This window comes from Halorussus sp. AFM4, from assembly GCF_051194995.1.
Taxonomy (GTDB): domain Archaea; phylum Halobacteriota; class Halobacteria; order Halobacteriales; family Haladaptataceae; genus Halorussus.
On record NZ_JBNTJT010000001.1, the window covers coordinates 1208171 to 1230865 of the forward strand.

Below are 22695 nucleotides of genomic sequence, written 5' to 3' on the forward strand. Positions count from 1 at the left end.
TCACTCGTGGGGGTGACACCGCTCGATGGCCTCCCAGACCGACTCCTTGCGGCCGAGGAAGGTGATGTGGTCGCCGTGCTGGAGGGTGAAGTTCTCGTCGGGCACCTCGGTGTCGCCGTCGCGGCCCACCAGCGCGATGAGCACGCCGTTCGGGAGCTCGTCGTCGAGCTCCGCGATGGTCTTGCCGACGAGGTCCTCGGCGGTCACCTCGATCTCCTGGACGTCGCCGGTCCGGCCGAGCTCGGTCATCCAGTTCGAGAGCGCGGGCCGCTCGATGACGTTGTCGATGGCCCACGCGGTCGCCGACGAGGCGTCGATGGTCCGCACCCCGAGGTCCTCGAAGGCGTCGACGTTGTCGGGGTTGTTGACCCGCGAGATGATGGTCTCGGCGTCGAACTTCGAGTCGGCCAGCTGGGCCACCAGCAGGTTGGCGTCGTCGTCGCCGGTCGCGGCCACGACGATCTTGGCGTTGTCCGCGCCCGCGCTCCGCAGCACCTCGGTGTCGGTGCCGTCGCCGTGGTGGACGGTGAAGTCGTCGGCGCGGGCCAGCTGTACCATCTCCTGGTCCTTCTCGATGATGACCACGTTCTCGCCGCGGTCCAGGAGGCGTTCGGCGAGCGCGCGGCCCACCTTCCCGCCTCCGACGATGATTACACGCATGGGTATCACATCAAGGTACTCCGCAATCTGTCGAGCGAATCCGCCCTCGAACACGACGGTCGTCAGGATGACGAGGAAGACGGTGCCGACCAGCACGTTCGCGGCCTCGGTCAGCCCCTGGTTCTGCAGCTGCACAGCGAACAGCGTCGCGACCGACGCGGGGATGATGCCCCGGGGTCCGACCACGCTCATGAAGATGCGCTCGTTGAACGTGTAGCGATCCCCCGTCGTCGACAGCAGGACGCCGATCGGTCGGATGATCAGGGCGACGGCCACGACGACCACGAGCCCCTCGATGCCGAGCGCGAGGAGGTCTTCGAACTCCAGCAGCGCCGCCAGCGCGATGAACACGAACGAGAGGACGAGGAGGGTGATGTCGCCCTTGAACGCCGCGATGTCCTCCTCGTAGGGGATGTCGGCGTTGCCCAGGACGATGCCGGCGGTGGCGACCGCCGCGATGCCGGCCTCGGTGGCGAGCGTGTTGGCGCTCCCGAAGGCGACCAGCGCGCCCGCCAGCGTGATGAGCCGGGCGTTCTGGGGCGCGTTCGACGGGGAGAGGTCGACGTAGCGCAGCAGGTACGCGACGACGCCGGCGACGACGAGGCCGGCGAGCACGCCGATACCGAGCCGGCGGGCGAAGTCGGCGACGACCTGGTTGACGGTCGGGTCCTCGAGGACGACCACCTCGAACGTGACGACCGCCAGGATCGCCGCGGTCACGTCGTTGACGACGCCCTCGGTCTCGAGGGCGATCTCGACGCGGTCGCGGGCCGGGACCACCTCGAGGATGGGCGTGATGACCGTCGGTCCGGTGGCGACCAGCAGCGACCCGACCAGCATCGCCACGTCCCAGCCGGTGCCGAGGGCGAACCGGACCACCGCCGCGGTGCCGACCAGCGCGACGACGGCGCCGATCGTCACTAGCTTGAGCGTCGCCGACGGCGCCTCCCGGAGCTTCTCGGCGGTCAGGTGGAACGCGCCCTCGAAGACGATGATGGCCACCGAGAGGCCGACGATGGCCGACAGCGCGCCGCCGAACGCCTCCGGGGTGATAATCTGCAGCCCTTCGGGACCGATGATGATGCCCGCGAGGATGAGAAACAGCACGCTGGGCACCTGGAAGCGGTCGGCCAGTACCTGCGCGCCGACTCCCAGCCCGATTATCGCGGCGACGATGGGGACGAGAGATGCGCCACCTTCTGCTGCCACTCTTGTGAGACCTCCGTGTGGGACTGGTATTGGTAGGGACGTTTAAAACGGTCGAAAACGGTCAGTAGCCGGTGATTACTGTGACTTTATGTGCGTGGCCTGCGATTCTGACGGGAACGTCGGCCGCATCGCAGACGTCGAACGCGCCGCCCGCCGTCCCCGGTGGGCCCGATACCGTCGCCGGTGAGCCCGATACCGTCGCCCGTGGGGCCGAGCCGGCGCTCCCGGGCGCGGCGCGCCGACCGGCGAAGCAGTAGGTAGATAACGCCGTCGCCGCACTGTCGGAACGACGACGAACGATGGGCGACCGAGCACTCCTGGAACGATGGGGCCGGGGCGGCGCGCCGTACCGGGCGTTCGACCGCGCCGCCCGCGACCTGCTGGCGACCGACGACCGGTTCCGCGCCGCCCGGGCGGAGTGGGCGGCGTTCTTCGAGCGGAGCCACGGCGACGTCTTCGGCGGCCTCGACGCGGCCGACCCGGAGACCGACCTGTTCGTGGACGCGCTGTACTACGACTTCGTGGTCGACGGCCTGCTGGCGTTCGCCGAGCGGGCGTTCGACTTCACCGTCGCCAACCCCGGGCCCGGCGCGAACACCGACGCGCTGTCGGTCGGCTTCCGGGAGCTCCACCGGCGCGTGGCCGCCGCGGCCGACGCGACGCTCGACCCCGCCGAGGCGGTCTCGGCGGCCGGCCTCCGGCGCGCCGACACCGACTTCCTGCGCGCCCTCTACGAGGGCGTCGTCTCCCGGGAGCGCCGGCTCGCGCTCGGCGAGTACTACACGCCCCGCGGCGTCGCCGAGCTCGCGGTCGACGCGCTCGGCGCCGGCGACGCCGGGGCGGCGACGTTCCTCGACCCCGGGTGCGGGTCGGGCGCCTTCCTGGCCGTCTGCGTCGACCGCAAGGTCGCGGCGCTGCGCGCGACCGGCGCGACCCCCGGGGAGATCGTCGAGACCGTCACCGGGACCGCGCTCGGCATCGACCTCAACCCGGTCGCGGTCAAGAGCGCGAAGCTGAGCTACCTGCTCGCGCTGCTTCCCGTGCTGGAGGACGCCGCCGTCGACGCGGTCGAACTCCCCGTGTTCCTGACCGACGCCGTGGGGCTGACCCGCGAGGACGACATCCGGTTCCGGGGCGAGCACTTCGAGCCGACCGCCGACTACCTGGTCGGCAACCCGCCCTGGATCCCGTGGACCCGGCTCTCCGAGCGGCTGAAGGCGGGCTGGCGCGAGGCCGACGCCGACCTCGGCCTGCTCCCCCACGACGGGGCGGCTTCGCGGCTGGGCCACGCCAACGACGACGTCTCGCTCCCGTTCGTCTGGCGGTGCGTCGACCGCTACCTCGCCGACGGCGGCGGCGCGAGCTTCGTCCTGAAGCGCGACGCGCTGATCGGCCCGGCCGGGAAGCTGCTCCGGACGCTGACCGTCGGCGACCGCCCGCTCGCGCTCGAACACGTCCACGACTTCGGCGGGCTCCGACCCTTCGGCGACCAGGTGGGCGCCGACGCCGCGGTGTACGCCTTCCGGGCCGACGCCGACCACTCGTTCCCGGTCGGGGCCACCGCCTGGACCGCCGGCGACGGGGGCGGAGCGGCCGATTACGCAACCGCCGACGCGATCCGAGAGACGCTGACCCCCGAGGCGACCGGCTTCGTCCCGGTCGACCCCGACGACGAGACGTCGGCGTGGATCCGCGCGGACGCCGAACGCGCCGCGCTCGGCGAGTGCGCCCACGAGATCCGCCACGGCGTCAAGGACGACGCCAACGACGTGTTCGGCATCGACCGCGAGCAGTTGGCCGACGTCGAACCCGATCTGGTGTATCCGTACCTCAAGTCGCGCCACATCGTCAAGTACGGCCTGTTCGGCCACGACCTCCGGCTGGTCCCGCTCCGGAAGGCCGACGAGGACAACGAGGCGGAGCTGCGGCGACAGTACCCCGAGACCTACGACTACCTCCGGCGCCACCGCGAGGCGCTGGCCGACCGGTCGTCGTCGTGGCTCGATCGCGGGCCGTTCTACAACGTGTTCGGCCTCGGCGAGTACACCTGGCGCGAGTACAAGGTGGTCTGGTGCCGACTCGGCTTCAAGCCCCACTTCGCGGTCGTCTCGACGGTCGACGACCCGGACCTGGGCGAGAAGCCGGTCGTGCCGGGCGACCACTGCATGTTCGTCGGGACCGACAGCGAGCGCGAGGCCCACTTCCTCTGCGCGCTGCTCAACTCGGCCGTGTACCAGCGGTCGCTCCGCCACGTCGCCCCGGAGGGGAAGGCGAGCCTCTCGAAGGCGACCGTCTCGACCCTCGACCTGCCCGAGTGGCGCGGGACCGACGACCAGCGACGACTCGCCGACCTCTCGATGCGGGCCCACGACGTCGTGCCCGAGCACACCGACACATCCAAGCGGGCGTACAACGGGAAGACGATACCCGAACTGGAGGCCGTGCAGGCCGAGATCGACCGCGTCGTGGAGGGGATGCTGGCCGACGGGGCGACGGGCGGGGCGACGCGGTAAGCGCGAGGGGACCCCGCCTACGCCTCCTGGTACTCCCGCTCGTAGATGGCGTCGATCTCGTCGGCGAACCGCTCCAGGATGTTGCGGCGCTTCTTCTTCATGGTCGGGGTCAGCAGGTCGTTGTCCTCGGTGAACTCCTCGCCGACCACGCGGAACTGCTTGATCCGCTCGTGGGACTCGAACTGCTCGTTGACCCGGTCGACCTCCGCCTCGATCCACTCCCGGACCCGGTCGTCGCGCCGGAGCTCGGCGTCGTCGTCGGGCAGGTCGACGCCCTCGCGGGCGGCCCGGTCGCGCAGCCCCTCGACGTTCGGGACGACCAGCGCGGAGACGAACTTGTGGCCGTCGCCGACCACCATGACCTGCTCGACCACGTCGCTCGACGCGAAGGCGTCCTCGATGGGGCCGGGCGCGACGTTCTTGCCGGTCGAGAGCACCAGCAGCTCCTTGGCGCGCTCCTCGAACTCGATGTAGCCGTCGGGCCGGAGCTCGACGATGTCGCCGGTCCGGAACCACGGGTCGCCGCCGTCGTCGGCTTCCGCGAAGGCGCGCTCGGTGGCGTCGGGCATCTCCCAGTAGCCGTCGGTGACGTTCGGGCCCCGCACCAGGAGTTCGCCGACCTCGCCGTCGGCGTCGGCGAAGACGTCCTGGGAGACCGCCGACGCGTCGACTCTCACCTCCTCGTCGACCACGGGCGGGCCGATGGTACCGACCTTCGGCTCCTCGGGCGGGTTCACCGCGACGACCGGCGCGGTCTCGGTCAGGCCGTACCCCTCCAGGATGGGCAGGCCCATCCCGTGGTAGAGCGCGCAGAGCTCGGGCGAGAGGCTGCCGCCGCCCGAGATGAGGAACTCGATGTTGCCGCCGAGGCCGTTGCGGACCTTCCGGAAGACGAGCGCGTCGGCGACCGCCCGCTTGGCCCGGAGGGCCGGGCCCGGGTCGTCGGTCTCGAAGTACTCCCGGCCGACCTCGGTCGCCCACGCGAACAGGCGCTCGCCGACCGACGACGACTCGGCCCGCTCGCGGATGGCGTCGTACATCCGCTCGTACACCCGCGGGACGCTGGTCCCGGTCGTGGGCTCGACCGCCTGGAAGTCCTCCTGGATGGTGTCGGGGCTCTCGGCGTAGGCGACGCTCGCGCCGCTGGCGAACTGGAGGAAGTGGCCCGCGAGCCGCTCGAAGACGTGGGCCAGCGGCAGGAACGACACCGACCGCGAGCTCTCGTCGATGACCGGCAGGTCGCCCTTGTCGGGCCGGGGGCCGAACCGCTTGCGGACCTGGTTGACGTTCGCCCGGAAGTTGGCGTGGGTGAGCCGGACGCCCTTGGGCTTGCCCGTGGTGCCGGAGGTGTAGATGAGGGTGGCCAGGTCCCCGGGGTCGCGGGCGTCGATCCACGACTCGTACTCGTCGCGGTCGAAGACCTCGCGGCCGCGCTCGTAGAGCTCGCCCATGGTGAGCACCTCGAAGTCGGCCTCGTCGGCGAGGTCGGCTCGCGGATCGCTTCGCTCCCCGCTCGCGTTCGAGGCGCTTCGCGCCTCGCCGTCCATCACGACGGCGAACTCCAGGTCGAGGCCGTCCCGGACCGCCAGCACCCGGTCGAGCAGTTCGGCGTTCTCGACGACCACGCCGTCGGCGTCGGGGTCGCCCAGCAGGTACTCGACCTGCGAGGGCGACGAGCCGCGGTACACCGTGGTCACGACCGCGCCCGCCGCCAGCAGGCCGAAGTCGGCCTGGGCCCACTCCATCCGGGTGTCGGCGAAGATGCCCACCCGGTCGTCGGCCCCGACGCCCAGGTCCCGGAACCCGGCCGCCAACGCCCGGACCGCGTCGCGCATCTCGGCGTACGAGAGCGGGCGGAACTCCCCGTCAGCCGCCGCCGGGAACGCGCTGCCGGTCATCGACCGGTCGTAGACGCCGCCCTTGTAGTGCTGGGCGGGCCGGTTCTCGTGTCGGGCCGCGCTGTCCTCGAACATCCGGGCCAGCGTGGAGTCCCCGATGACCTCGTCCTCGTGCTCCCGTTCGGCGTCGCGCCACTCCATACCCTCGCATCAGAACCCCGCGACATTAAGCTACTCCCGAACTTCCCGAACGTTCATCGGGGTTTACTCGGCGAGGCGGCGGAGCGGGCGTCGTACACCGGCGTCTCCGGTCGTCTCCGTCCCCCGATTCCCGTCACTCCGCGGCGTCGGCCCCCTCGACGATCTCCTCGCGGGTCACCTCCCGGCCCAGGTCGGTCGAGCGGTAGACGCCGTCCAGCACCGCCATCGTCTCCAGCGCGAGGTCGGCGGTCGGCAGCGGGTCGCGCCGGCCCGTCAGCGACTCGACCCAGTGGTACAGCGGGTCGGCCCAGATGCCGGACTCGAACGCGGCCCGGCCGCGCTCGCCGTCGAGGTACTGCTGGCGGAACAGGTACTCCTCCAGGTCGGCGCTGGCCCGCATCTCCACGTCGGCGACCGTCGAGAAGTACTCGAAGGGGTCGAGCGCGACGCCGCCCCGGGTGCCGACCAGCGAACTCGGCTCGCCGTCGTGGTAGCGCGACCAGCTCGTCCGGACCGACAGCACCGACCCGTCGGCGAGCGTGACGAACGCCGCCCCGACGTCCTCGACGTCGTAGCCGCTCTCCGCGATGCGGTCGGCGTACCGGGAGTCGTCGGACACGCGGTCCGGGACGGTCCGGAACGTCTCGCCCCGCACGCGTTCGACCTCCGGGAGTTCGAGGGACGGGGTTCTCCCTCCGGCCATCAGGTAGAGCAGTTGGCCGACGGTGTAGCTCCCGAGGTCGAGCACGACCCCGCCGCCCGCTGACTCCTCGCGGACGAACGCGGGCGAGCCGTAGCCGTCGACGTACGGCGTCCCGCGGCGGCGCGCCCCCAGCCGGGTGTCGACGGGGTCGCCGTCGCCGCTGAAGGCGAATCCGGACGACCGGGCCGCGACGCCGTGGTAGACGTCGCCGAGTTCGCCGGCGTCGACCAGCGCCCGGGCGGCCCGGGTCTCGACGGTGTAGAGCAGCTGGTTCTGGACCCCGAGCCGGCCGCCGGTCCGGTCGGCCGCGTCGGCCATCCGGCGGGCGTCGGCGTAGCTGCCGGCCATCGGCTTCTCGCAGAAGGCGTGGACGCCGGCCTCCAGGAGGTCGACCGCGATGTCGGCGTGGAGGGTCGCGTGGACGCAGACGTTCGCGGCGTCGAGGTCCGCCTCGTCGAGCATCGTCTCGTGGTCGGGGTAGCTCTCGGCGCCCTGCTGCTCGGCCAGCGCCTGGGCCTTCGGCTCGTCGACGTCGGCGACCGCGACGACCTCCGCCCCGGGGATCAGGTCGTAGCGCGCCGCGTGGTTCCGGCCGCGGTTGCCCGCCCCGACGATGCCGATCCGCACCGGCTCGGTGAGTTCCGTTCCCATCAGAATCAGCAAGTGGGACGGTATCGGGCGGTAAACCGCTGACGGCTGTGGCGACGCCGCGACGCGGAAAGTCGAACGACCGCGAGCGCGGTCCGTCAGAAGTGTCTTCCGGCGCGATAGATTACGTCGGCCGTGGGCGAATAGACCGACCTCGACGTCGAACCGGCGGAGCACACGTACTTGGTCGCCGCCAAGTGCGAGAGCCCGGACGGCGACGTGACCAAGGAGTACGGGTTCGTCGACGCCGACACGCCGGAGGAGGCCGCCGCCGTCGCCCGGAGCGTCTGGGAGAGCGACGGCAAGACAGCGGTCGGCGAAATCTACGTGGCGGACTTCACCGAGTCGTTCGAGGTGTCGGCGGTCGAGCCCGGGGACGAGTCCGAGTAGCGGTGACCGACCGTCAGTTCGACTCAATTCGGGTGTCTCACCGCCTCCGCCGGCGCCTGAGTCGCTCCGGACCGGACTCGCTCGGCTACTCCTCGCGGTGGTCCAGATAGCCCACGACGCCGCGGGCGTTGAGCCGCTCCTCCTCGCGGGCCTTGCGCTCGCCCCAGACGTCGATCATGTCGGCGTGCTCGGCGAAGTAGTCGGCGACCGCCTCCTTGTCGCCCAACTCCTCGTACTTGGCCTCGACGTCCTCGACCCACTCGGTGAGCACGTCGGCGTACTCGTCCAGCAGTTCGGGCTCGTAGTCGACCGGGCCGAAGTGGGGGTAGAGCAGTGCGGTCGGCCGGAGGTCCCGGATGGTCTCGAGGTCGGCGAGGCACTGCTCGAGGTCGAAGTTCGAGGGCGGCGAGGTCGGGCGTATCTGCTCGGTCTGGGGCACCCAGATGCCCGCCGCGTCGGCGACGAACACCGCGTCGTCGTCGCGGTCGTGGAAGATCACCTGGTGGGGCGCGTGGCCCGGCGCGTGGTAGACGTCGAGGCGGTGGTCGCCGAGTTCGATGGTGTCGCCGGCGCCGAGTTCGACCACGCGGTCCGCGGGGACGGGCTTCGGCTCGACGTAGAACTCCCACTGGTCGCCGACCGCGGCCTTGGTGCCGGCGACCAGGCGCTCGGGGTCGATCAGGTGGGGCGCGCCGATCTCGTGGACCATCACCTCGGCGTTGGGGCAGGCCTCCGCGAGGAACCCGGCGCCGCCGGCGTGGTCGAGGTGGACGTGGGTCGGCGCGATGACCGCCACGTCCTCCCGGGCGATGTCGAGGTCGTCGAGCGCGTCCAGGATCAGCTCGTAGTGGGTGCCGATGCCGGTGTCCACGATGGCGGGCCGGGCGGCGTCGTAGATGTAGACCGCGCCGTACTCGTCGGTGTCGTACATCCCGGTGTCGAGGTAGTAGAGGTCCGAGCAGTCGCCGGCCGTGACCTCCCGGAGGTCGCCTCGTGCCATGTGCGGGAGGTGGTCACGGTGGGGTAAAAGCGGTTCGCCCTCGGAAATCTAGTCGGCGAGGTCTTCACCCGCCTGGACCGCCCTCCGATACAGACCCGCGTTCATTCGGAAACCGTTGTCTGTGAGATCGTCGAGCTTCTCGACGTATCCTTCGAAGGAAAGTCGGCCTCGGTCGAGCGCCTCGAGCACCACGTAAATCGTCCCGCCCACCTCGATTCCGAGTGACTCGGCAGTTTTTCGTGCAGCGTGGTCGTCAGTGAGACAGCGTGCTCCCTCGTCTTCGGCAAGTGCAATCGCCGTACACTCGCCACGATCGGGCCCGGACGATTCCTGAATGTCATCGGCTCGGGTTGCTGTTTCAGCGGGCAGTTTCCGGACACGAAGGAACTGATCGGCGGCTTCCTCGATGGGGAGGGCATCGGCATACTGCTCCTCCCGTCCCCGAATGACGACTTCCTCGTAAACTGCCTCGGGAACGTACGCTTGGGAGAAGAACTCGTCTATGTACTCGAGGTCGTCGAGTTTGGCGAGATAGATGAGAACTGTTGCGTCTGTGATAACGACTTCACTCATCGTCGCGCACCGCGGCAATATCGGCTTCGAGGTCGCTCTCGTCGTAGTTCATTTCCACACCCCGCTCCTCCAGAACGTCGAGGAAACGCCAGACGGAGACGTCCGCGAGTTCGGCCGCCGCTCCGAGCGAAACGCTCCCCTCGCGGTAACGTCGGACCGCCGTCTCTAGCTGCCAGTCACCGACACCGCGTTCCAGCAGACGCTTCACCGCGGTCGACCGGTCCGTCTGCTCCTCCTTCTGAATCCGCTCGATCTTCTCGTAGAGGTCCTCGGGGACGCGGGTCGTGACGTGCTTCTGACTCATGTGTACACATTCACTCCGAACGTGTATCAACCTTGCCCAGCGAGGAGTGGCCCGGTTCCTCGTGAGATCAGATACTCTCCGGCTCCACGCACCGCCGCCGACCCCTGCCCCGCGAACGATACGGTTTTTTGCCGGGAGGGGATTGTGGAGAGTAGGAATGCTGGACCGGAACTACATCCGCGAGAACCCCGACGAGGTCCGGGAAGGGCTCCGCAAGCGCGGGGCCGACGACGTGGACCTCGACGCGATCCTGGAGAAGGACGAGGAGTGGCGCGACCTCAAGGCCCGCGGCGACGACCTGCGCCACGAGCGCAACCAGGTCAGCGACCGCATCGGCGAGCTCAAGCAGGCCGGCGAGGACGAGGAGGCCGAGGAGGCCATCGAGCGCAGCCAGGAGCTCAAGGCCGAGATCGAGGAGGTCGAGGAGCGCGCCGACGAGCTGGAGGCGGAGCTGGAGGAGGCCCTCCTGCGGGTCCCGCAGGTGCCCCACGAGAGCGTCCCCGAAGGTGAGGACGAGGACGACAACGTCGAGCTCCGCCGCGAGGGGTTCGACGACCTCCGGGACCTGCCCGACGAGGTGACGCCCCACTACGATCTCGGCGAGGAGCTCGACATCATCGACGAGGTGCGGGCGGCTAAGACCACCGGGAGCGGCTACTACTTCCTGAAGGGCGAAGGGAGCCAGCTCGAACACGCCCTGATGCAGTTCATGATGGACATCCACCGCGAGCAGGGCTACCAGGAGATCTTCCCGCCCATCCCCATCAACAGCGAGTCGATGACCGGGACCGGTCAGCTTCCGAAGTTCGCCGAGGACGCCTACAAGATCGAGGGCGAGGACCTCTGGCTCTGCCCGACCGCGGAGGTGCCGGTCACCAACATGTACAGCGACGACATCCTCCTGAAGGAGGACCTCCCGCTGAAGCACCAGGCGTACACGCCGAACTTCCGGCGCGAGGCGGGCGAGCACGGCACCGAGACCCGGGGCATCGTCCGGGTCCACCAGTTCAACAAGGTCGAGATGGTCAACTTCGTCGAGCCCGAGGGCAGCTACGACCGCCTCCACGCGCTGCTCGACGAGGCCGAGGAGGTCCTCCGGCGACTCGACCTCCCCTACCGCGTGCTCGAACTCTGCACCGGCGACCTCGGGTTCAAGGCCGCCAAGCAGATCGACCTCGAAGTGTGGGCGCCCGGCGACGACATGGACGACGGCCCCGAACGGGGCGGCCGGTGGCTCGAGGTGTCGACCGCCTCGAACTTCGAGGACTTCCAGGCCCGGCGCGCCGGCCTCCGATACCGGCCCGAGCGCCACGAGTCGGCCGAGTACCTCCACACGCTCAACGCCTCGGGGCTGGCGCTGCCCCGCGTGATGGTCGCGATCCTCGAGTACTACCAGAACGACGACGGCACCGTGACGGTGCCCGAGGCGCTCCGGCCGTACATGGGCGGCAAGGAGGTCATCGAGGGCCACGAACCGGTCGGCGAGAGCGCGCTCGGCGCCGGCGAGAAGGAGTAGGAGCGGGTTCCACCGCGAGCGACAGGAATCAGCTCGTCGTCAGCCACACCCCGACGGCCGCCAGCACGATGCCGAGGACCTTCTTCGCGGTCAGGGGCTCGTCCAGGAACACGACGCCCAGCAGCGAACTGCCCACCAGGAACATCCCGAAGATGGGGACGACGATGCTGACCGGGCCGGCCCCCAGCGCCTGGTAGTACGCGATGATGCCGGCGCTGAGGAAGATGCCCGCGGCGTACATGTACACCGCGTTCTCGCCGGCGAGGTACGGGACCACCGACTCGTTGCGGTAGACGATGACGGCGGCCGCCGACACCGCGAGCATGCTGTTGGCCACCAGCGCGACGACCGTGCTCGGAATCTGGTCGGTCGCCAGGCTCGCCAGCGGCGTGAACACCGAGTAGCCGACGAGCGCGACGACCGCCCACGCGACGTAGTTCATGGCGGGCCGTAGGCAACTGCCGCACCTATCGGTTGGGATTCCAGAGCGAGTCGCCGCCGGCGAGGGGACCGGCGGCACTGCCGCCGGCGGAGATGCCGCCGGACGGGGTCGATTCGCCGGCGACGGTGCCGACGCCGACCGACGTCGACGCGCCGGCGACCCCCGTCACTCGCTCACCGGCGCCACGTCGGCGCTCCCGCACTCGGAACACGCCTCGCGGGCGGCGAAGAACCGCTCGCCGCAGTCCCGGCACTCGTGGGTCGCCTCCTCGGACGTCACGGCCTCCGAGGCCTGCTTGAACTTCTCGACTTTCTGCCCGAGGTCTCTGAAGAGGCCCATGGTCGCTAGAGAGGTACAACCGAGGGATAAGTCTTCGCAGGCGAGCGGAGTTGATAGCCGCCGGAGGAGCGATAGCCGGTGCGGCGGTCGACGGCTCTCGGGGAGTCGACGGCTGCCCGAGGGTCGATCGCTACCGCGTGTAGGTCCGGATCCGGGTGATCCTCGGGCGCCCGTCGCTCTCACCGCCATCGGTCCGGGCCGTCCCGTTCGCGACGTCGAAGACGTCCACGAACGCGAACATCGGCGAGCCGTCGGCGTCGCGCAGGCGACCGCGAACCGCAACCTCGTCCGCCTCGTCTCCGCGGGCCGCGTCGCCCGCACCGCCCGCGCTGTCCGAGCCGTCTGCGTCGCCCGCGGCGCCCCCGTCGACGCGATACACCGCCTCCACCGCGTGGGTGGTGTCCTTGTTCGGCCGGCCGTCGCGCATGAACGCGACCAGCGTCCCGCGGCCCTCGATGGTCCGGTCGGGGCGCTCGTGGACGACGTGCGGCGCGAGCAGGTCGCCGAACCGGTGGTAGTCGCCCGCGTCGATGGCCTCGTAGTACGCCCGCGCGGTCTCGGTCGCCTCGGTCATGTCGGAGGCCACGGGCGGGCGCTCCATCAACCCCGGCGGATTCGCCGCGTTTATCGGGGTCGCCCGAAATGGGGGGTGTATGGACCCGCGCCACGCCCGGTACCCCTTCCTCGCGGCGGCCCGCGAGAGCGTCCGCGAGGCCGACATCGGCCTGGCGGGCATCGTCGCGGGCGACGAGCGCCACCCCGCGGTCGAGCGCGGCGTCGAACGGGTGCGCCGCGCGCTCATCGACGGGACGGTCAGGCCCGACCCCGACGCCGGGCGGCGGTGGAACCCCCGCGCCGAGCTGCTGTCGTACCCGGTCGCCCGCGTGCTGGTGTCGCTGCTCGACGCGCCCGGCGCGGTCGAGAAGTACGCCAGCGCCGAGGCCGACACCGCCTACGAGCGGTTCACCGACGACTTCGAGAACCCCGACGACGGGCTGAAGAGCACCGAGGACAAGGCCATCTCGCTCGACGCGCTGCTCGCGGAGTTCGACCTCGCGAGCCGGGTGTCCGAGACCGACGACGGCGACGGCTATCGCGTCGCGGTCGGCCGGTACCTCGCGCTGTCGTCGGACCTCGACGGGGAGTCCTGGCGGCTGGCCGCCCGCCAGTTGGCCGACGGGACGGTGAAGGTCTCGGCCGCCGAGCTCCACGAACTGCTCCGGGAGGCGGTCCGCCAGCGCGTCGCCGCCGGCCTGCCGACCACCGTCCCCGACGAGATCCGGGAGGGGCTGGTCGACGAGGTGGCCGAGCTCCAGGACACCTTCACGGAGGTCGACGTCTCGCGGGACATCGACGTGCTCGCGCCCGACTGCTTCCCGCCGTGCGTCGCGTCGCTGGTCGAGCGGGCCCGAGACGGCGAGAGCCTCTCGGACCCCGCGGAGTTCGCGCTGGTCGCGTTCCTCACCAGCGCCAACGCCGACACCGACGAGCTGCTGGCGCTCTGCGGGGTCGACACCAACACCCGCGAGAAGGCGGTCGGCTACCGGGCCGACCGGGTCGGCGACGAGTCGGGCGCCCAGTACGCGCCGCCGTCCTGCGAGACGATGGCGGCCTACGGCGAGTGCCCGGTCGCCGACGACGCCGACCCGACCGACGACCCCCGGTGCGACGCCGTCGCTCACCCGCTGGAGTACTACGAGGCGGCGCTGGCCGACGCCGAGCGCGCCGGCGAGTAGGACGCCTCCGGGTGAATCCGCGTCCGTCCGCGAGAACCAGGAACTCTGTCAGGGGACACGCCGAACGCGCACTGGACGACTCCACGGCCGGAGTGACGGCACAAGGTGGGACCGCGGCTCAGTACTGCCGGGCCATCCAGTAGCCGACGCCGCTCATCAGCACCACGAAGGCGGCGATGACGCCCACGACCGCCAGGGCGCCCGTCTGAGTCAGGCCGTCGTCGCTGTACGTCGCGCCGACCCCCATCAGCAGCGCGACGAACACCGCGACGGACACCACGCCGACGAGTATCTCGCGGCGCGTCTCTTTGTCGATTTCCATGCGGATGGCTTCCGAAGGTACCGGGAAAAGGCCTTCGGAACGACCCACGACCGGCCGTCGGGCCCTCCGCCGGGGGAGCGGCGGCGTTCCGGGCGGTCGACGCGGCCCGTCTGGGTCCGTCAGTCGGCCCGTGCTGCGGTACGGCGCCGTTTCCTGTGGGCGCCGTCGACTGCGGCCACATTCGCCAATTCCGACAGTTCGCTCCGAGGACGAATTACGGCACTAGAACCGGTCAAGGCCCCGTTTCCCGCCGTCTCCTTGCACTGACAGGTGCAAGACTTAGGAGTGTCCGGCACCTACTCGATAGTACGCGGAATCGACCGCGGGAGCGACGACTGGGGGTGGGAGACGCCGATTCTGGAGTCCGACGGTCGACCGCACACAGGAGGGAAGCCTATGGCAAACACAACAGCTTCCGAACGAACGCGCGTATCGCTGCCGCCGGCGAACGGGGTGACCGACATCCGGTCCCAGCGGGCACGGATGGAGCGGATGGCCGTCACGCCGCTCGGCGGCGGCGTCTACGAGGTCGAGAGCCAGAGCGGGAACACCTACTCGGTGGACCTGCCGGGCGGGCGCTGCACCTGCCCGGACCACAGCTTCCGGGGCGTGCGGTGCAAGCACCTCAGGCGGGTCGCCATGGAGGTCACCGAGGGGCGGGTCCCGCCGCCGGGCCGGAAGGCCGCGGCGTGCCGCAACTGCGGCGAGGAGACCTTCGTCGACGAGAAGAGCGAGGGACCGTACCTCTGCGAGGAGTGCGAGCTCGAACCCGGCGAGGCCGTGGTCGACCGCGAGACCGGCGACCTGCTCGTCGTGGTCCGGACCACGACGCGCCGGGCCGACGAGGTGCAGATCGCCGACCGCGACTGCACGGTCGCGGACTACCCGAACAACGCGGCGTACCGCGGCGACGACGTGGTTGTCGAGGCGATGTACCCGGTACCAGCGGGGCTCGGCTCGGACGACCTCAGGCCCCACCACCTGCGCCGGTACTCGTTCCCGCGGGGCCGGCTGGCCCGCCGCGGTGAGGTCGACGACGACCAGTCGGAGCTCGCCGACTTCGCGGTCGCCGAGTAGCCGGCCGACTACCAGTCGCCTTCTGCGGCGCTCTTTCGCCCCACGAACGACTCACGTCGCCGAGTCGCGACGCCCATTCGGGTATCGAGTCCCTGATTCGAGTATCGACGTCCTCACTCGAGTATCGACGCCGCCTCGTCGGGCGACAGCACGCCCTGCTCGACCGCCCGGAGCACGTCCCTGACGTCGTGGTCGTCGTCCTCGTCGTCGCCGTCGGTCGCCCGGAGCGATTCGAGCGGGTCGCCGTCCTCGAGGGCGGTCTCCTTCTTGACGCGGTAGTTGCCCCCGTCGGTCTGGTGGACGTCCGCCGGGTGGAAGAAGTACCAGTCCTCGCGGTCGAACCGCACGCCGATCTTGGGCTTGGCGCCGAAGTTCTGGCTGAAGTACACCAGCGCCTCGACCTCCTCGCCGGTGAGGTAGATGGGGTCGCCCGCGCTCGACTTGGCCTCGATGGCGTAGAAGACGTCGCCGTCGCCCGCCAGCACGTCCGGGAGCTCGCGCTCGGTGGCGCTCCCGCTGGCCGGCGCCCGCATGACCGCGAACCCGGCCTCGTCGAGCCGGTTGACGAGCTCGCGCTCCCGGCGGTCCCCCTTGGCGTTCGACATCACTGCACCCCCCGTCGGTCCGCTGCGTCGGTCATGTCGGGTACTGTCGCCTTCGGCGTGTTAAGTCCCCCGGGAGCGCGGCGGAAGTGGAACCGGGAGATGAAACGGACTGCGAGCCGGGGCGGACGCCCCGTCCGGAGGCCGACCGTCCGGTCGATTGGCCGGACCGCTTTTCGTCGGGGGAGTGCGACGTGCCCGTAGTGGCGAAGGAAGAACTGGACGAGCGCATCGAGACCGAGCCGGCGTGGCAGGGCCGGAAGTCCAAGGAGGAGATACTCGCCGAGGAGATACAGGAGGGGCTGGAGGAGCTCCGGCGCCGGTCGTCGGGGCTGCTGCTCTCGGGGTTCTCCGCCGGGATGGACATCGGGTTCGGGCCGCTGTTCATGGCGGTGCTGCTCACCGTCGTCGACGGGTCGTGGGGCGACCCGGTGACCCGCATCGTCGTCGCCAACGCGTACGCCGTCGGGTTCATCTTCGTCATCGGCGGCCGGTCGGAGCTGTTCACCGAGCACACGTCGCGGGCCACCCTCCCGCTGCTCGACGGGCGGGCCGGCGTCCGGGACGTCGGTCGGCTCTGGGCGCTCGTGTACGCCGGCAACATCCTCGGCGGGATCGTCTTCGCCGCCTCGATGGTCTACTTCGCGCCGGCCTACGGCATCGTCGTCCCGTCGGCGTTCGCCGAGATCGCCGCCAACCTCACCTCGCACGGGCCCTGGCTCCTGCTGACCGGCGGCGTCGTCGCCGGGTGGCTGATGGGGCTGCTCTCGTGGCTGCTGACCGCCGCCGAGGAGAGCATCTCGCGCATCGCGGTGGTCTGGATCGTCACGACCGGCATCGGGCTCGCGCACCTCCCGCACTGCATCGCGGGGAACGTCGAGGTGCTGGCGGGCGCGCTCGCCTCGCCGGCGATCACCCTCGCGGAGTACGCCGGGTTCCTCGCGCTCGCCACGGTCGGCAACGCGATCGGCGGCACCGTCTTCGTCGCCCTGCTAAAGTACGGCCACACGGTCAGGGGCGGCGAGTGACCCGCCGTCCGCCGCGACTCGCGCCCTCACTCGGCGTCCGCTACGCGCGCCACCGCCTCCACCTCCACGAGCATCTCGGGGTCGATCAGGCGCTCGACCTGCACCATGCTGGTCGCCGGCTCGACGTCGCCGAACGCCTCGGCGTGGGCGCGACCGATCGCCTCCCACTGCTCGATGTCGGTGACGTAGATGCGCGTCCGCACCACGTCGCCGAGACCCGCGTCGACCTGCGCCAGCGCCTCCTCGACGTTCGACAGCGCCTGTTCGGTCTGGGCGTAGGGGTCGCCCTCGCCCACGAGGTCGCCGCTCTCGTCGGTCGCCGTCGTGCCCGAGACGTGGACCTCTCGACCGGTCCGGACCGCCCGCGCGTAGCCGACCGCCGACTCCCACTCGGTGCCCGACGAGGCTGTTCGTCGTTCCATGGCCGACTCCACGGACGGCCGGGCCTTAGACCTCACCGTCGTCGCCGCCCTCGACCGCGAGGAACCGCACCGCCGGCTCCGCGACGTCGCCGGGCGAGGGCGGCGAACCGGCGCTCGAAGCGCGCCTCCGCGTTACTTTCCGCGAGGTGTTCTGGGAATTCGACAGGTAGAATTATCACACAGAGCTGTCAGAACGAACGTGATGCGAATCTCGACGGGGACGGACGGGCTGGACGCGCTGCTCGACGGCGGTCTCCCGCAGCACCGGCTGTACGTGGTCAGCGGGCCGCCCGGCAGCGGGAAGACCACCTTCTCGGCCCAGTTCCTGACGGAGGGCGTGCAGAACGGCGAGAAGTGCCTCTACCTCACCATGCACGAGACCGAGGCGGAGCTGGTCAACGACATGTCGAGCTTCAGCTTCGGGTTCGAGCGGGCGGTCGGCTCCAAGCACTTCCGGTTCATGAACGTCCTCTCGACCGACGTGCAGCAGGTGCTGAGCCAGTACGGGAGCGAGCCGGGGCTGACCGGGCGGGTCGCCGCGCTGATCGAGGCCTGGAACATCGACCGGGCGGTGATCGACTCGACGATGCTGCTCCAGCACTTCCTCGAGGACCCCGAGGACCAGCTCACCGAGTTCATCACCGCGCTGAAGGAGACCGACGCGACGATACTGCTCATCTCCGAGATGACCGACCCGTCGTCGTACTCCGAGGAGCACTACCTTGCCCACGGGGTCGTCTTCTTCCACAACTTCCTGGAGGAGACGGGGATGACCCGGGCGGTACAGATAATCAAGATGCGGGGCACCCCCATCGATTGCGACATGCGCTCGGTCAGCTTCTCCGAGCGGGGGCTGACGGTCCACCACGACGAGAAACTCAACCGATGATACTCGGGGAACCAGCATGATCTACGAGCAGTACTTCTCGACCGAGTGGGAGTCGCTCGACCGCGACGAGGCGATGGTGCGGGCGTTCGTCCTGGGCATCGCGGCCGTCCGGGAGGGCGACATCGAGGCGAACCGCGAGGAGCTCGACCGACTGCGAGAGGCGAGCAACCGCGCCTTCGTGGAGATGGCCTACAAGGCGGGCAAGCGCGAGTGCATGGACATCGACGAGGAGGCGGAGGCCGACTCCCCAGACCCCGAACCAGACGGCGAGTTCTCGACGGATACCTCCGAGATACTCTCGGAGCTCGTGGCCGAGCGTCCGGAACCCCCCGACCGGGACGACCGCGACACGGAGAGCGGAGAGCGTGGCGAGAGGCGCGCCAGGTCGCGGGTCGACATCCCCGCGATGCTCGACGAGTACGACGTCCTCGACTCGCGTCCACGGGACGACCGGGAGAAGCTCGGACTACCGGAGTTCCTGGAGAAATAGCACGAATCAGTGGCCGGAGCTACTCGGGCTCGCCGGTTCCGGGTCTACGTCCCGTGCTGCCAGCTGTCCATGTACTCGGCCTGCTCGTCGGTCAGCTCGTCGTACTCGACGCCCTCGGCCTCCAGCTTGATCTCGGCGATCTCGCGGTCGAGTTCGTCGGGCACCTCGTGGACGCCGGCGTCGTAGCTGTCGCCGTTCTCGACCAGTTCGCGGACCGAGGCGGCCTGGACGCCGAAGCTCTGGTCCATGACCTCGACCGGGTGGCCCAGCGCGATGGGCGAGGCGAGGTTGACGAGCCGGCCCTCAGCCAGCACGTTGATGCGCCGGCCGTCCTCCAGCTCGTACTCCCGGACGCCCTCGCGGGCCTCGCGCTCGTCGACGGCCAGCTCCGAGAGCTGGTCTAAGTTGATCTCGATGTCGAAGTGGCCGGCGTTCGCGAGCACCACGCCGTCGTTCATCTTCTCGAAGTGCTCCTCGGTGATGACGTCGCGGTTCCCCGTGGTCGTGAGGAACACGTCGCCGAACTCGGCCGCCTCGCCCATCGGCATCACGTCGTAGCCCTCCATGTGGGCCTCGAGGGCGCGCCGGGGCTCGACCTCGGTCACGACCACGTTGGCGTTCTGGCCCGCCGCCTTCTTGGCGACGCCCTTCCCGCAGTAGCCGTAGCCCGCGACGACGACGTCCTTGCCGGCCCACGAGAGGTTGGTCGTCATGGCGATGTTGGCGAGAGAGGACTCGCCGGTGCCGTGGACGTTGTCGAACAGCCGCTTCATCGGCGTGTCGTTCACGGCGAAGACGGGGTAGTTCAGCGCGCCGTCGGCGTCCATCGCGCGCAGGCGGTGGACGCCAGTGGTGGTCTCCTCGCAGCCGCCGACGATGGAGTCGATGAGCTCGGGGTAGTCCTCGTGGATGGCCGCGACCAGGTCCATCCCGTCGTCGACCGTGAGGGTGGGTTCGTGGGAGATGACCGCCTCGATGGCGGCGTAGTACTCCTCGTCGTCGACCCCGCGCTTGGCGTAGGAGGTGATGTTGGGGTGCTCGTCGAGCGCGGCGCTCACGTCGTCGTGGGTCGACAGCGGGTTGCAGCCGGTGACGGCCACCTCCGCGCCGCCCTCCGCCAGCGTCTCGACCAGCACCGCGGTCTTGGCCTCGACGTGCATCGCCATCCCGATGCGCTGGCCCGCGAGCGGCTGGTCCTCCTCGAACTCCGCCCGGACCGCGTCGAGGATCGGCATGTGCTCGCGCGCCCAGTCCATCTTGCGATGGCCCTCGGTGCGAGCGGTCGCGACGTCGTCGACCTGCTCGCTTATCGTCGGGTAGTCTGCCATACGCCCGAGAAGGGGAACCGCGCCCAAAACGCTACCGAAGGCGGACGCCACTCGCGGGCGCCGCTCGCAGACGTGACTCGCAGACGCGACTCTCGAATACGATTTGTGGATACGACTCGCGAATGCAACTCACAGATACGGCTCACGGACGCGGTGTAGCGCGGCGCGGACCGCGTCTGGGCGAGAAAAAGCGGGAGTCGCTCGCGGGGCGGAGGACCTACCGGCCCTTGCCCTTGCCGTTGTTGCCCTTCTCCTCGCCGCTCTGCTTGTCGTTTCCGCCGTCGTTCTCGTCGCCGTTCTCCCCGTCGTTACCGCCCTTCTCGGGCGGGCCCTGCGAGCCGCCGTCGGTCGCGTTCCCGGCGGTCTCGTTCTCGGCGGTCCGGTTCTGCGGACCGACGTCCTCGGGCTTGCCGGCGTCGTCGGGCTTGCCCGCGTGGTCGGGGATCTTCTCGGAGGCGTTACCCGGGTTGTTCGCGGTCACGAACTCCGAGATGGTCTGGCCGATGGGGCCGCCGTCGCCGCCCGCCGCCATCATCTCGCGGACGAACGAGGAGACGAGCTGGCCGAACGGCTTGTCGTCGGCCGACTCGTTCCCGCCGGTCGCGGACAGCGTCGCGGTCGCGCTGGCGGTGGCGTTGCCCTTCTCAGCCGTCACTTCGACGGTGGCGTTCTCCTCGGGCGCGGGCAGCGACACCGTGCCGCTCTCGTCGGTGGTGTAGTCGCCGGCGCCTGCGTACGTGACGTTGTTGTCGTCGACGTCGGCGACGGTCACGGACGCGTTCGCGACTGCGGTGCCGTTCTGCGTGACCGAGACGGTCGCGCTCCCGTCGTCGGCCTGGTCCACTCCGACCGAGAGCGCGTCGGTCGTCTCGTTTCCGGCGGCGATACTTCCCGTGCCCGCGGCCGCCACGCCGGACAGGACGAGCAGTCCGGCGAGGGCGACCGAGAGGGCGGTTGTCTTCGAGCTCATGCACTCGGTCGTAGGGGAAATGGTAGATTAAACCCCGTCTGCCGTCCAATTCGTTTTCGTAGTTTGCGATTAGTGAAATAAAACACGAGAGAGTACGAGAACGTTCAAGAAAGGTTCTGACTGTTCAATCGAGATCTTCAACGGAACGTTTCTAGCGCCGAGACGGCGCCGACTTACCCGGGGACTGGCAGGTCACTCCACGCGCTCGACGGCCGCCGCCGCGCGCTCCTCGGCGCGGTCCCGGACCGCCTCGGCGTCGAGGGTCAGCACCTCGCGGTCCCGCATCAGGACCGCGCCGTCGCAGATCGTGTGGCGCACGTCCGACCCCCGGGCCGCGTAGACCAGGTGGCTCACCAGGTCGTGGCGGGGCGTGAGGTGGGCGGCGTCGAGGTCCACCACGGCGAGGTCGGCGTTGGCGCCCTCCTCGATGCGACCGCTGTCGAAGCCGAGCGCGGCGGCGCCGCCCGCGGTCGCCATCCGGACGACCGCCTCGTCCGGGACCGCGCTGGCGTCGTCCGCGGCGAGTTTGCCCACCATCGCGGCGTCGCGCATCTCGTCGAACACGTCGAGGTCGTTGTTCGAGGCCGCGCCGTCGGTGCCGAGTCCGACCGTCACGCCCGCGTCGAGCATCGCCTGGACCGGGGCCGTCCCGCTGGCGAGCTTCATGTTCGACGCCGGGCAGTGGACGACGGCCGTGCCGGTCTCGGCCAGCAGGTCGATCTCGGTCGCGTCGACGTGGACGCCGTGGGCGACGAAGTCCGACTCGCCGGTCATGTCGAGGTCGCGGGCGTACTCCAGGGGTCGCTCGCCGCGCTCCTCGACGATGGGGTCGACCTCGTCGGCGGTCTCGTTGGCGTGGTAGTGGAGCGGGACGCCCTCCTCGCGGGCCTCGGCGACGTACTCCCGGAGGTACTCCTCGCCGACGGTGGTGAGGCTGTGGGGCATGAACGCGGTCTTCACCCGGCCGTCGGCCGCGCCGTCGAACTCGCGGGCGACCCGGAGGCTCTCCTCGCAGTCCCCGCGGGCGCCGTCCTCGTCCTTGCCGACCGTGACGACGCCGTAGCCCAGTCGGGCGCGAAGGCCGGCGTCCTCGACCGCGTCGACGACCTCCTCCTCGTGGAAGTACATGTCCGCGAACGCGGTGGTGCCGGAGCGAATCATCTCCAGGAGGCCGAGGTCGGTGCCGGCCCGGACGTCCTCGGGGGTCAGTTCGGCCTCGACCGGCCAGATGTCCTCCTGGAGCCAGGCGTCGAGTTCCTTGTCGTCGGCGTACCCCCGCAGCAGCGTCATGGCGGCGTGGGTGTGGGCGTTGACCAGCCCCGGCATCACCAGCGAGTCCGCGGCGTCCAGCGTCTCGTCGGCCGCGGGCACGTCGTCGGGGTCGCCGACCGCGGCGATGTCGCCCGACGCGGCGTCGACCACCACGTCCGCGCGCTCGACGGTCGCGTCGGGTCGGAGCACCTGTCCGCCCGCGATTCGGAGCGTCGTCATGCCA

Annotated in this window: 23 protein-coding genes; 8 read left to right on the forward strand and 15 right to left on the reverse strand. The window is 70.1% G+C overall.

The features are described from left to right. Positions 1-1869 (reverse strand): cation:proton antiporter domain-containing protein, encoded by a 1869-nt coding sequence (locus ACQUQF_RS06285; RefSeq protein WP_435176869.1) that lies wholly within the window; start codon positions 1867-1869, stop codon positions 1-3. A gap of 299 nt (positions 1870-2168) precedes the next feature. Here ACQUQF_RS06285 and ACQUQF_RS06290 point away from each other — a divergent pair, with 299 nt between their 5' ends. Next, the gene (locus tag ACQUQF_RS06290; protein ID WP_435176871.1) at positions 2169-4382 is read left to right on the forward strand and encodes an N-6 DNA methylase; all 2214 of its coding nucleotides are present in this window, start codon (positions 2169-2171) and stop codon (positions 4380-4382) included. A gap of 17 nt (positions 4383-4399) precedes the next feature. Here ACQUQF_RS06290 and ACQUQF_RS06295 read toward each other — a convergent pair whose 3' ends face one another. Then, a complete protein-coding gene (locus ACQUQF_RS06295) occupies positions 4400-6421 on the reverse strand; it encodes an AMP-dependent synthetase/ligase (protein ID WP_435176873.1) in 2022 nt (673 codons plus the stop codon). Positions 6422-6554: 133 nt separating this feature from the next. Beyond that, the gene (locus tag ACQUQF_RS06300; RefSeq protein WP_435176875.1) at positions 6555-7775 is read right to left on the reverse strand and encodes a Gfo/Idh/MocA family protein; all 1221 of its coding nucleotides are present in this window, start codon (positions 7773-7775) and stop codon (positions 6555-6557) included. 180 nt (positions 7776-7955) lie between these two features. On the opposite strand from ACQUQF_RS06300, the gene ACQUQF_RS06305 reads away from it, so the two are divergent. Then, the gene (locus ACQUQF_RS06305) at positions 7956-8162 is read left to right on the forward strand and encodes a hypothetical protein (protein ID WP_435176877.1); all 207 of its coding nucleotides are present in this window, start codon (positions 7956-7958) and stop codon (positions 8160-8162) included. An 85-nt stretch (positions 8163-8247) separates the two neighbouring features. On the opposite strand, the gene ACQUQF_RS06310 is transcribed toward ACQUQF_RS06305, so the two are convergent. From ACQUQF_RS06310 to ACQUQF_RS06320, 3 genes are read right to left on the reverse strand one after another with little or no spacing between them, the layout of a single operon-like run. After that, the gene (locus ACQUQF_RS06310; RefSeq protein WP_435176879.1) at positions 8248-9162 is read right to left on the reverse strand and encodes an MBL fold metallo-hydrolase; all 915 of its coding nucleotides are present in this window, start codon (positions 9160-9162) and stop codon (positions 8248-8250) included. A 48-nt stretch (positions 9163-9210) separates the two neighbouring features. Further along, entirely contained in the window at positions 9211-9735 is a 525-nt protein-coding gene (locus ACQUQF_RS06315; RefSeq protein ID WP_435176881.1) for a DUF3368 domain-containing protein, read from the reverse strand. Beyond that, complete coding sequence (locus ACQUQF_RS06320; RefSeq protein ID WP_435176883.1) at positions 9728-10039, reverse strand: UPF0175 family protein; 312 nt, start codon at positions 10037-10039, stop codon at positions 9728-9730. Before ACQUQF_RS06320 ends, ACQUQF_RS06315 begins: the two co-directional genes overlap by 8 nt. 157 nt (positions 10040-10196) lie before the next feature. Between ACQUQF_RS06320 and serS the strand changes: the two genes are divergently transcribed. Beyond that, complete coding sequence (gene serS, locus ACQUQF_RS06325; RefSeq protein WP_435176885.1) at positions 10197-11555, forward strand: serine--tRNA ligase; 1359 nt, start codon at positions 10197-10199, stop codon at positions 11553-11555. Between the two features lie 28 nt (positions 11556-11583). Here the strand turns inward: serS and ACQUQF_RS06330 are convergent, their stop codons facing one another. The 3 genes from ACQUQF_RS06330 to ACQUQF_RS06340 all read right to left on the reverse strand — a co-directional run bounded on the left by ACQUQF_RS06330 (position 11584) and on the right by ACQUQF_RS06340 (position 12937). Then, positions 11584-11997: an EamA family transporter gene (locus ACQUQF_RS06330; protein ID WP_435176887.1), complete on the reverse strand. Its 414-nt coding sequence runs from the start codon at positions 11995-11997 to the stop codon at positions 11584-11586. Positions 11998-12162: 165 nt separating this feature from the next. Continuing rightward, a complete protein-coding gene (locus tag ACQUQF_RS06335; RefSeq protein ID WP_435176889.1) occupies positions 12163-12336 on the reverse strand; it encodes a zinc ribbon domain-containing protein in 174 nt (57 codons plus the stop codon). Positions 12337-12466: 130 nt separating this feature from the next. Beyond that, positions 12467-12937, reverse strand: coding sequence for a nuclear transport factor 2 family protein (locus ACQUQF_RS06340; RefSeq protein ID WP_435176891.1), 471 nt, complete (start codon positions 12935-12937; stop codon positions 12467-12469). 52 nt (positions 12938-12989) lie between these two features. Here ACQUQF_RS06340 and ACQUQF_RS06345 point away from each other — a divergent pair, with 52 nt between their 5' ends. Then, positions 12990-14072 (forward strand): DNA primase large subunit PriL, encoded by a 1083-nt coding sequence (locus ACQUQF_RS06345; protein ID WP_435176893.1) that lies wholly within the window; start codon positions 12990-12992, stop codon positions 14070-14072. Positions 14073-14190: 118 nt separating this feature from the next. On the opposite strand, the gene ACQUQF_RS06350 is transcribed toward ACQUQF_RS06345, so the two are convergent. Next, complete coding sequence (locus ACQUQF_RS06350) at positions 14191-14394, reverse strand: DUF7472 family protein (RefSeq protein WP_435176894.1); 204 nt, start codon at positions 14392-14394, stop codon at positions 14191-14193. A 396-nt stretch (positions 14395-14790) separates the two neighbouring features. Here ACQUQF_RS06350 and ACQUQF_RS06355 point away from each other — a divergent pair, with 396 nt between their 5' ends. Next, the gene (locus ACQUQF_RS06355; RefSeq protein ID WP_435176896.1) at positions 14791-15471 is read left to right on the forward strand and encodes an SWIM zinc finger family protein; all 681 of its coding nucleotides are present in this window, start codon (positions 14791-14793) and stop codon (positions 15469-15471) included. A gap of 113 nt (positions 15472-15584) precedes the next feature. Here the strand turns inward: ACQUQF_RS06355 and hjc are convergent, their stop codons facing one another. Then, the gene (gene hjc / locus ACQUQF_RS06360; RefSeq protein WP_435176898.1) at positions 15585-16079 is read right to left on the reverse strand and encodes a Holliday junction resolvase Hjc; all 495 of its coding nucleotides are present in this window, start codon (positions 16077-16079) and stop codon (positions 15585-15587) included. Positions 16080-16276: 197 nt separating this feature from the next. On the opposite strand from hjc, the gene ACQUQF_RS06365 reads away from it, so the two are divergent. Next, on the forward strand, positions 16277-17101 hold the full coding sequence (locus ACQUQF_RS06365; protein WP_435176900.1) for a formate/nitrite transporter family protein: 825 nt from the start codon (positions 16277-16279) through the stop codon (positions 17099-17101). 26 nt (positions 17102-17127) lie between these two features. Here the strand turns inward: ACQUQF_RS06365 and ACQUQF_RS06370 are convergent, their stop codons facing one another. After that, positions 17128-17523, reverse strand: a complete 396-nt coding sequence (locus ACQUQF_RS06370) for a RidA family protein (protein WP_435176901.1) — start codon at positions 17521-17523, stop codon at positions 17128-17130. A gap of 202 nt (positions 17524-17725) precedes the next feature. Between ACQUQF_RS06370 and ACQUQF_RS06375 the strand changes: the two genes are divergently transcribed. Both ACQUQF_RS06375 and ACQUQF_RS06380 read left to right on the forward strand, forming a co-directional pair. Beyond that, positions 17726-18412 carry an RAD55 family ATPase gene (locus ACQUQF_RS06375; protein WP_435176903.1) on the forward strand — a complete coding sequence of 229 codons (687 nt, stop codon included), beginning with the start codon at positions 17726-17728 and terminating at the stop codon, positions 18410-18412. A gap of 16 nt (positions 18413-18428) precedes the next feature. Further along, positions 18429-18902 carry a hypothetical protein gene (locus ACQUQF_RS06380; RefSeq protein WP_435176905.1) on the forward strand — a complete coding sequence of 158 codons (474 nt, stop codon included), beginning with the start codon at positions 18429-18431 and terminating at the stop codon, positions 18900-18902. Between the two features lie 44 nt (positions 18903-18946). Here ACQUQF_RS06380 and ACQUQF_RS06385 read toward each other — a convergent pair whose 3' ends face one another. The 3 genes from ACQUQF_RS06385 to ACQUQF_RS06395 all read right to left on the reverse strand — a co-directional run bounded on the left by ACQUQF_RS06385 (position 18947) and on the right by ACQUQF_RS06395 (position 22691). Beyond that, positions 18947-20230: an adenosylhomocysteinase gene (locus ACQUQF_RS06385; protein WP_435176907.1), complete on the reverse strand. Its 1284-nt coding sequence runs from the start codon at positions 20228-20230 to the stop codon at positions 18947-18949. Between the two features lie 217 nt (positions 20231-20447). Beyond that, complete coding sequence (locus tag ACQUQF_RS06390; RefSeq protein WP_435176908.1) at positions 20448-21200, reverse strand: hypothetical protein; 753 nt, start codon at positions 21198-21200, stop codon at positions 20448-20450. 192 nt (positions 21201-21392) lie between these two features. Continuing rightward, complete coding sequence (locus ACQUQF_RS06395; protein ID WP_435176910.1) at positions 21393-22691, reverse strand: amidohydrolase; 1299 nt, start codon at positions 22689-22691, stop codon at positions 21393-21395. Positions 22692-22695: the final 4 nt, after the last annotated feature.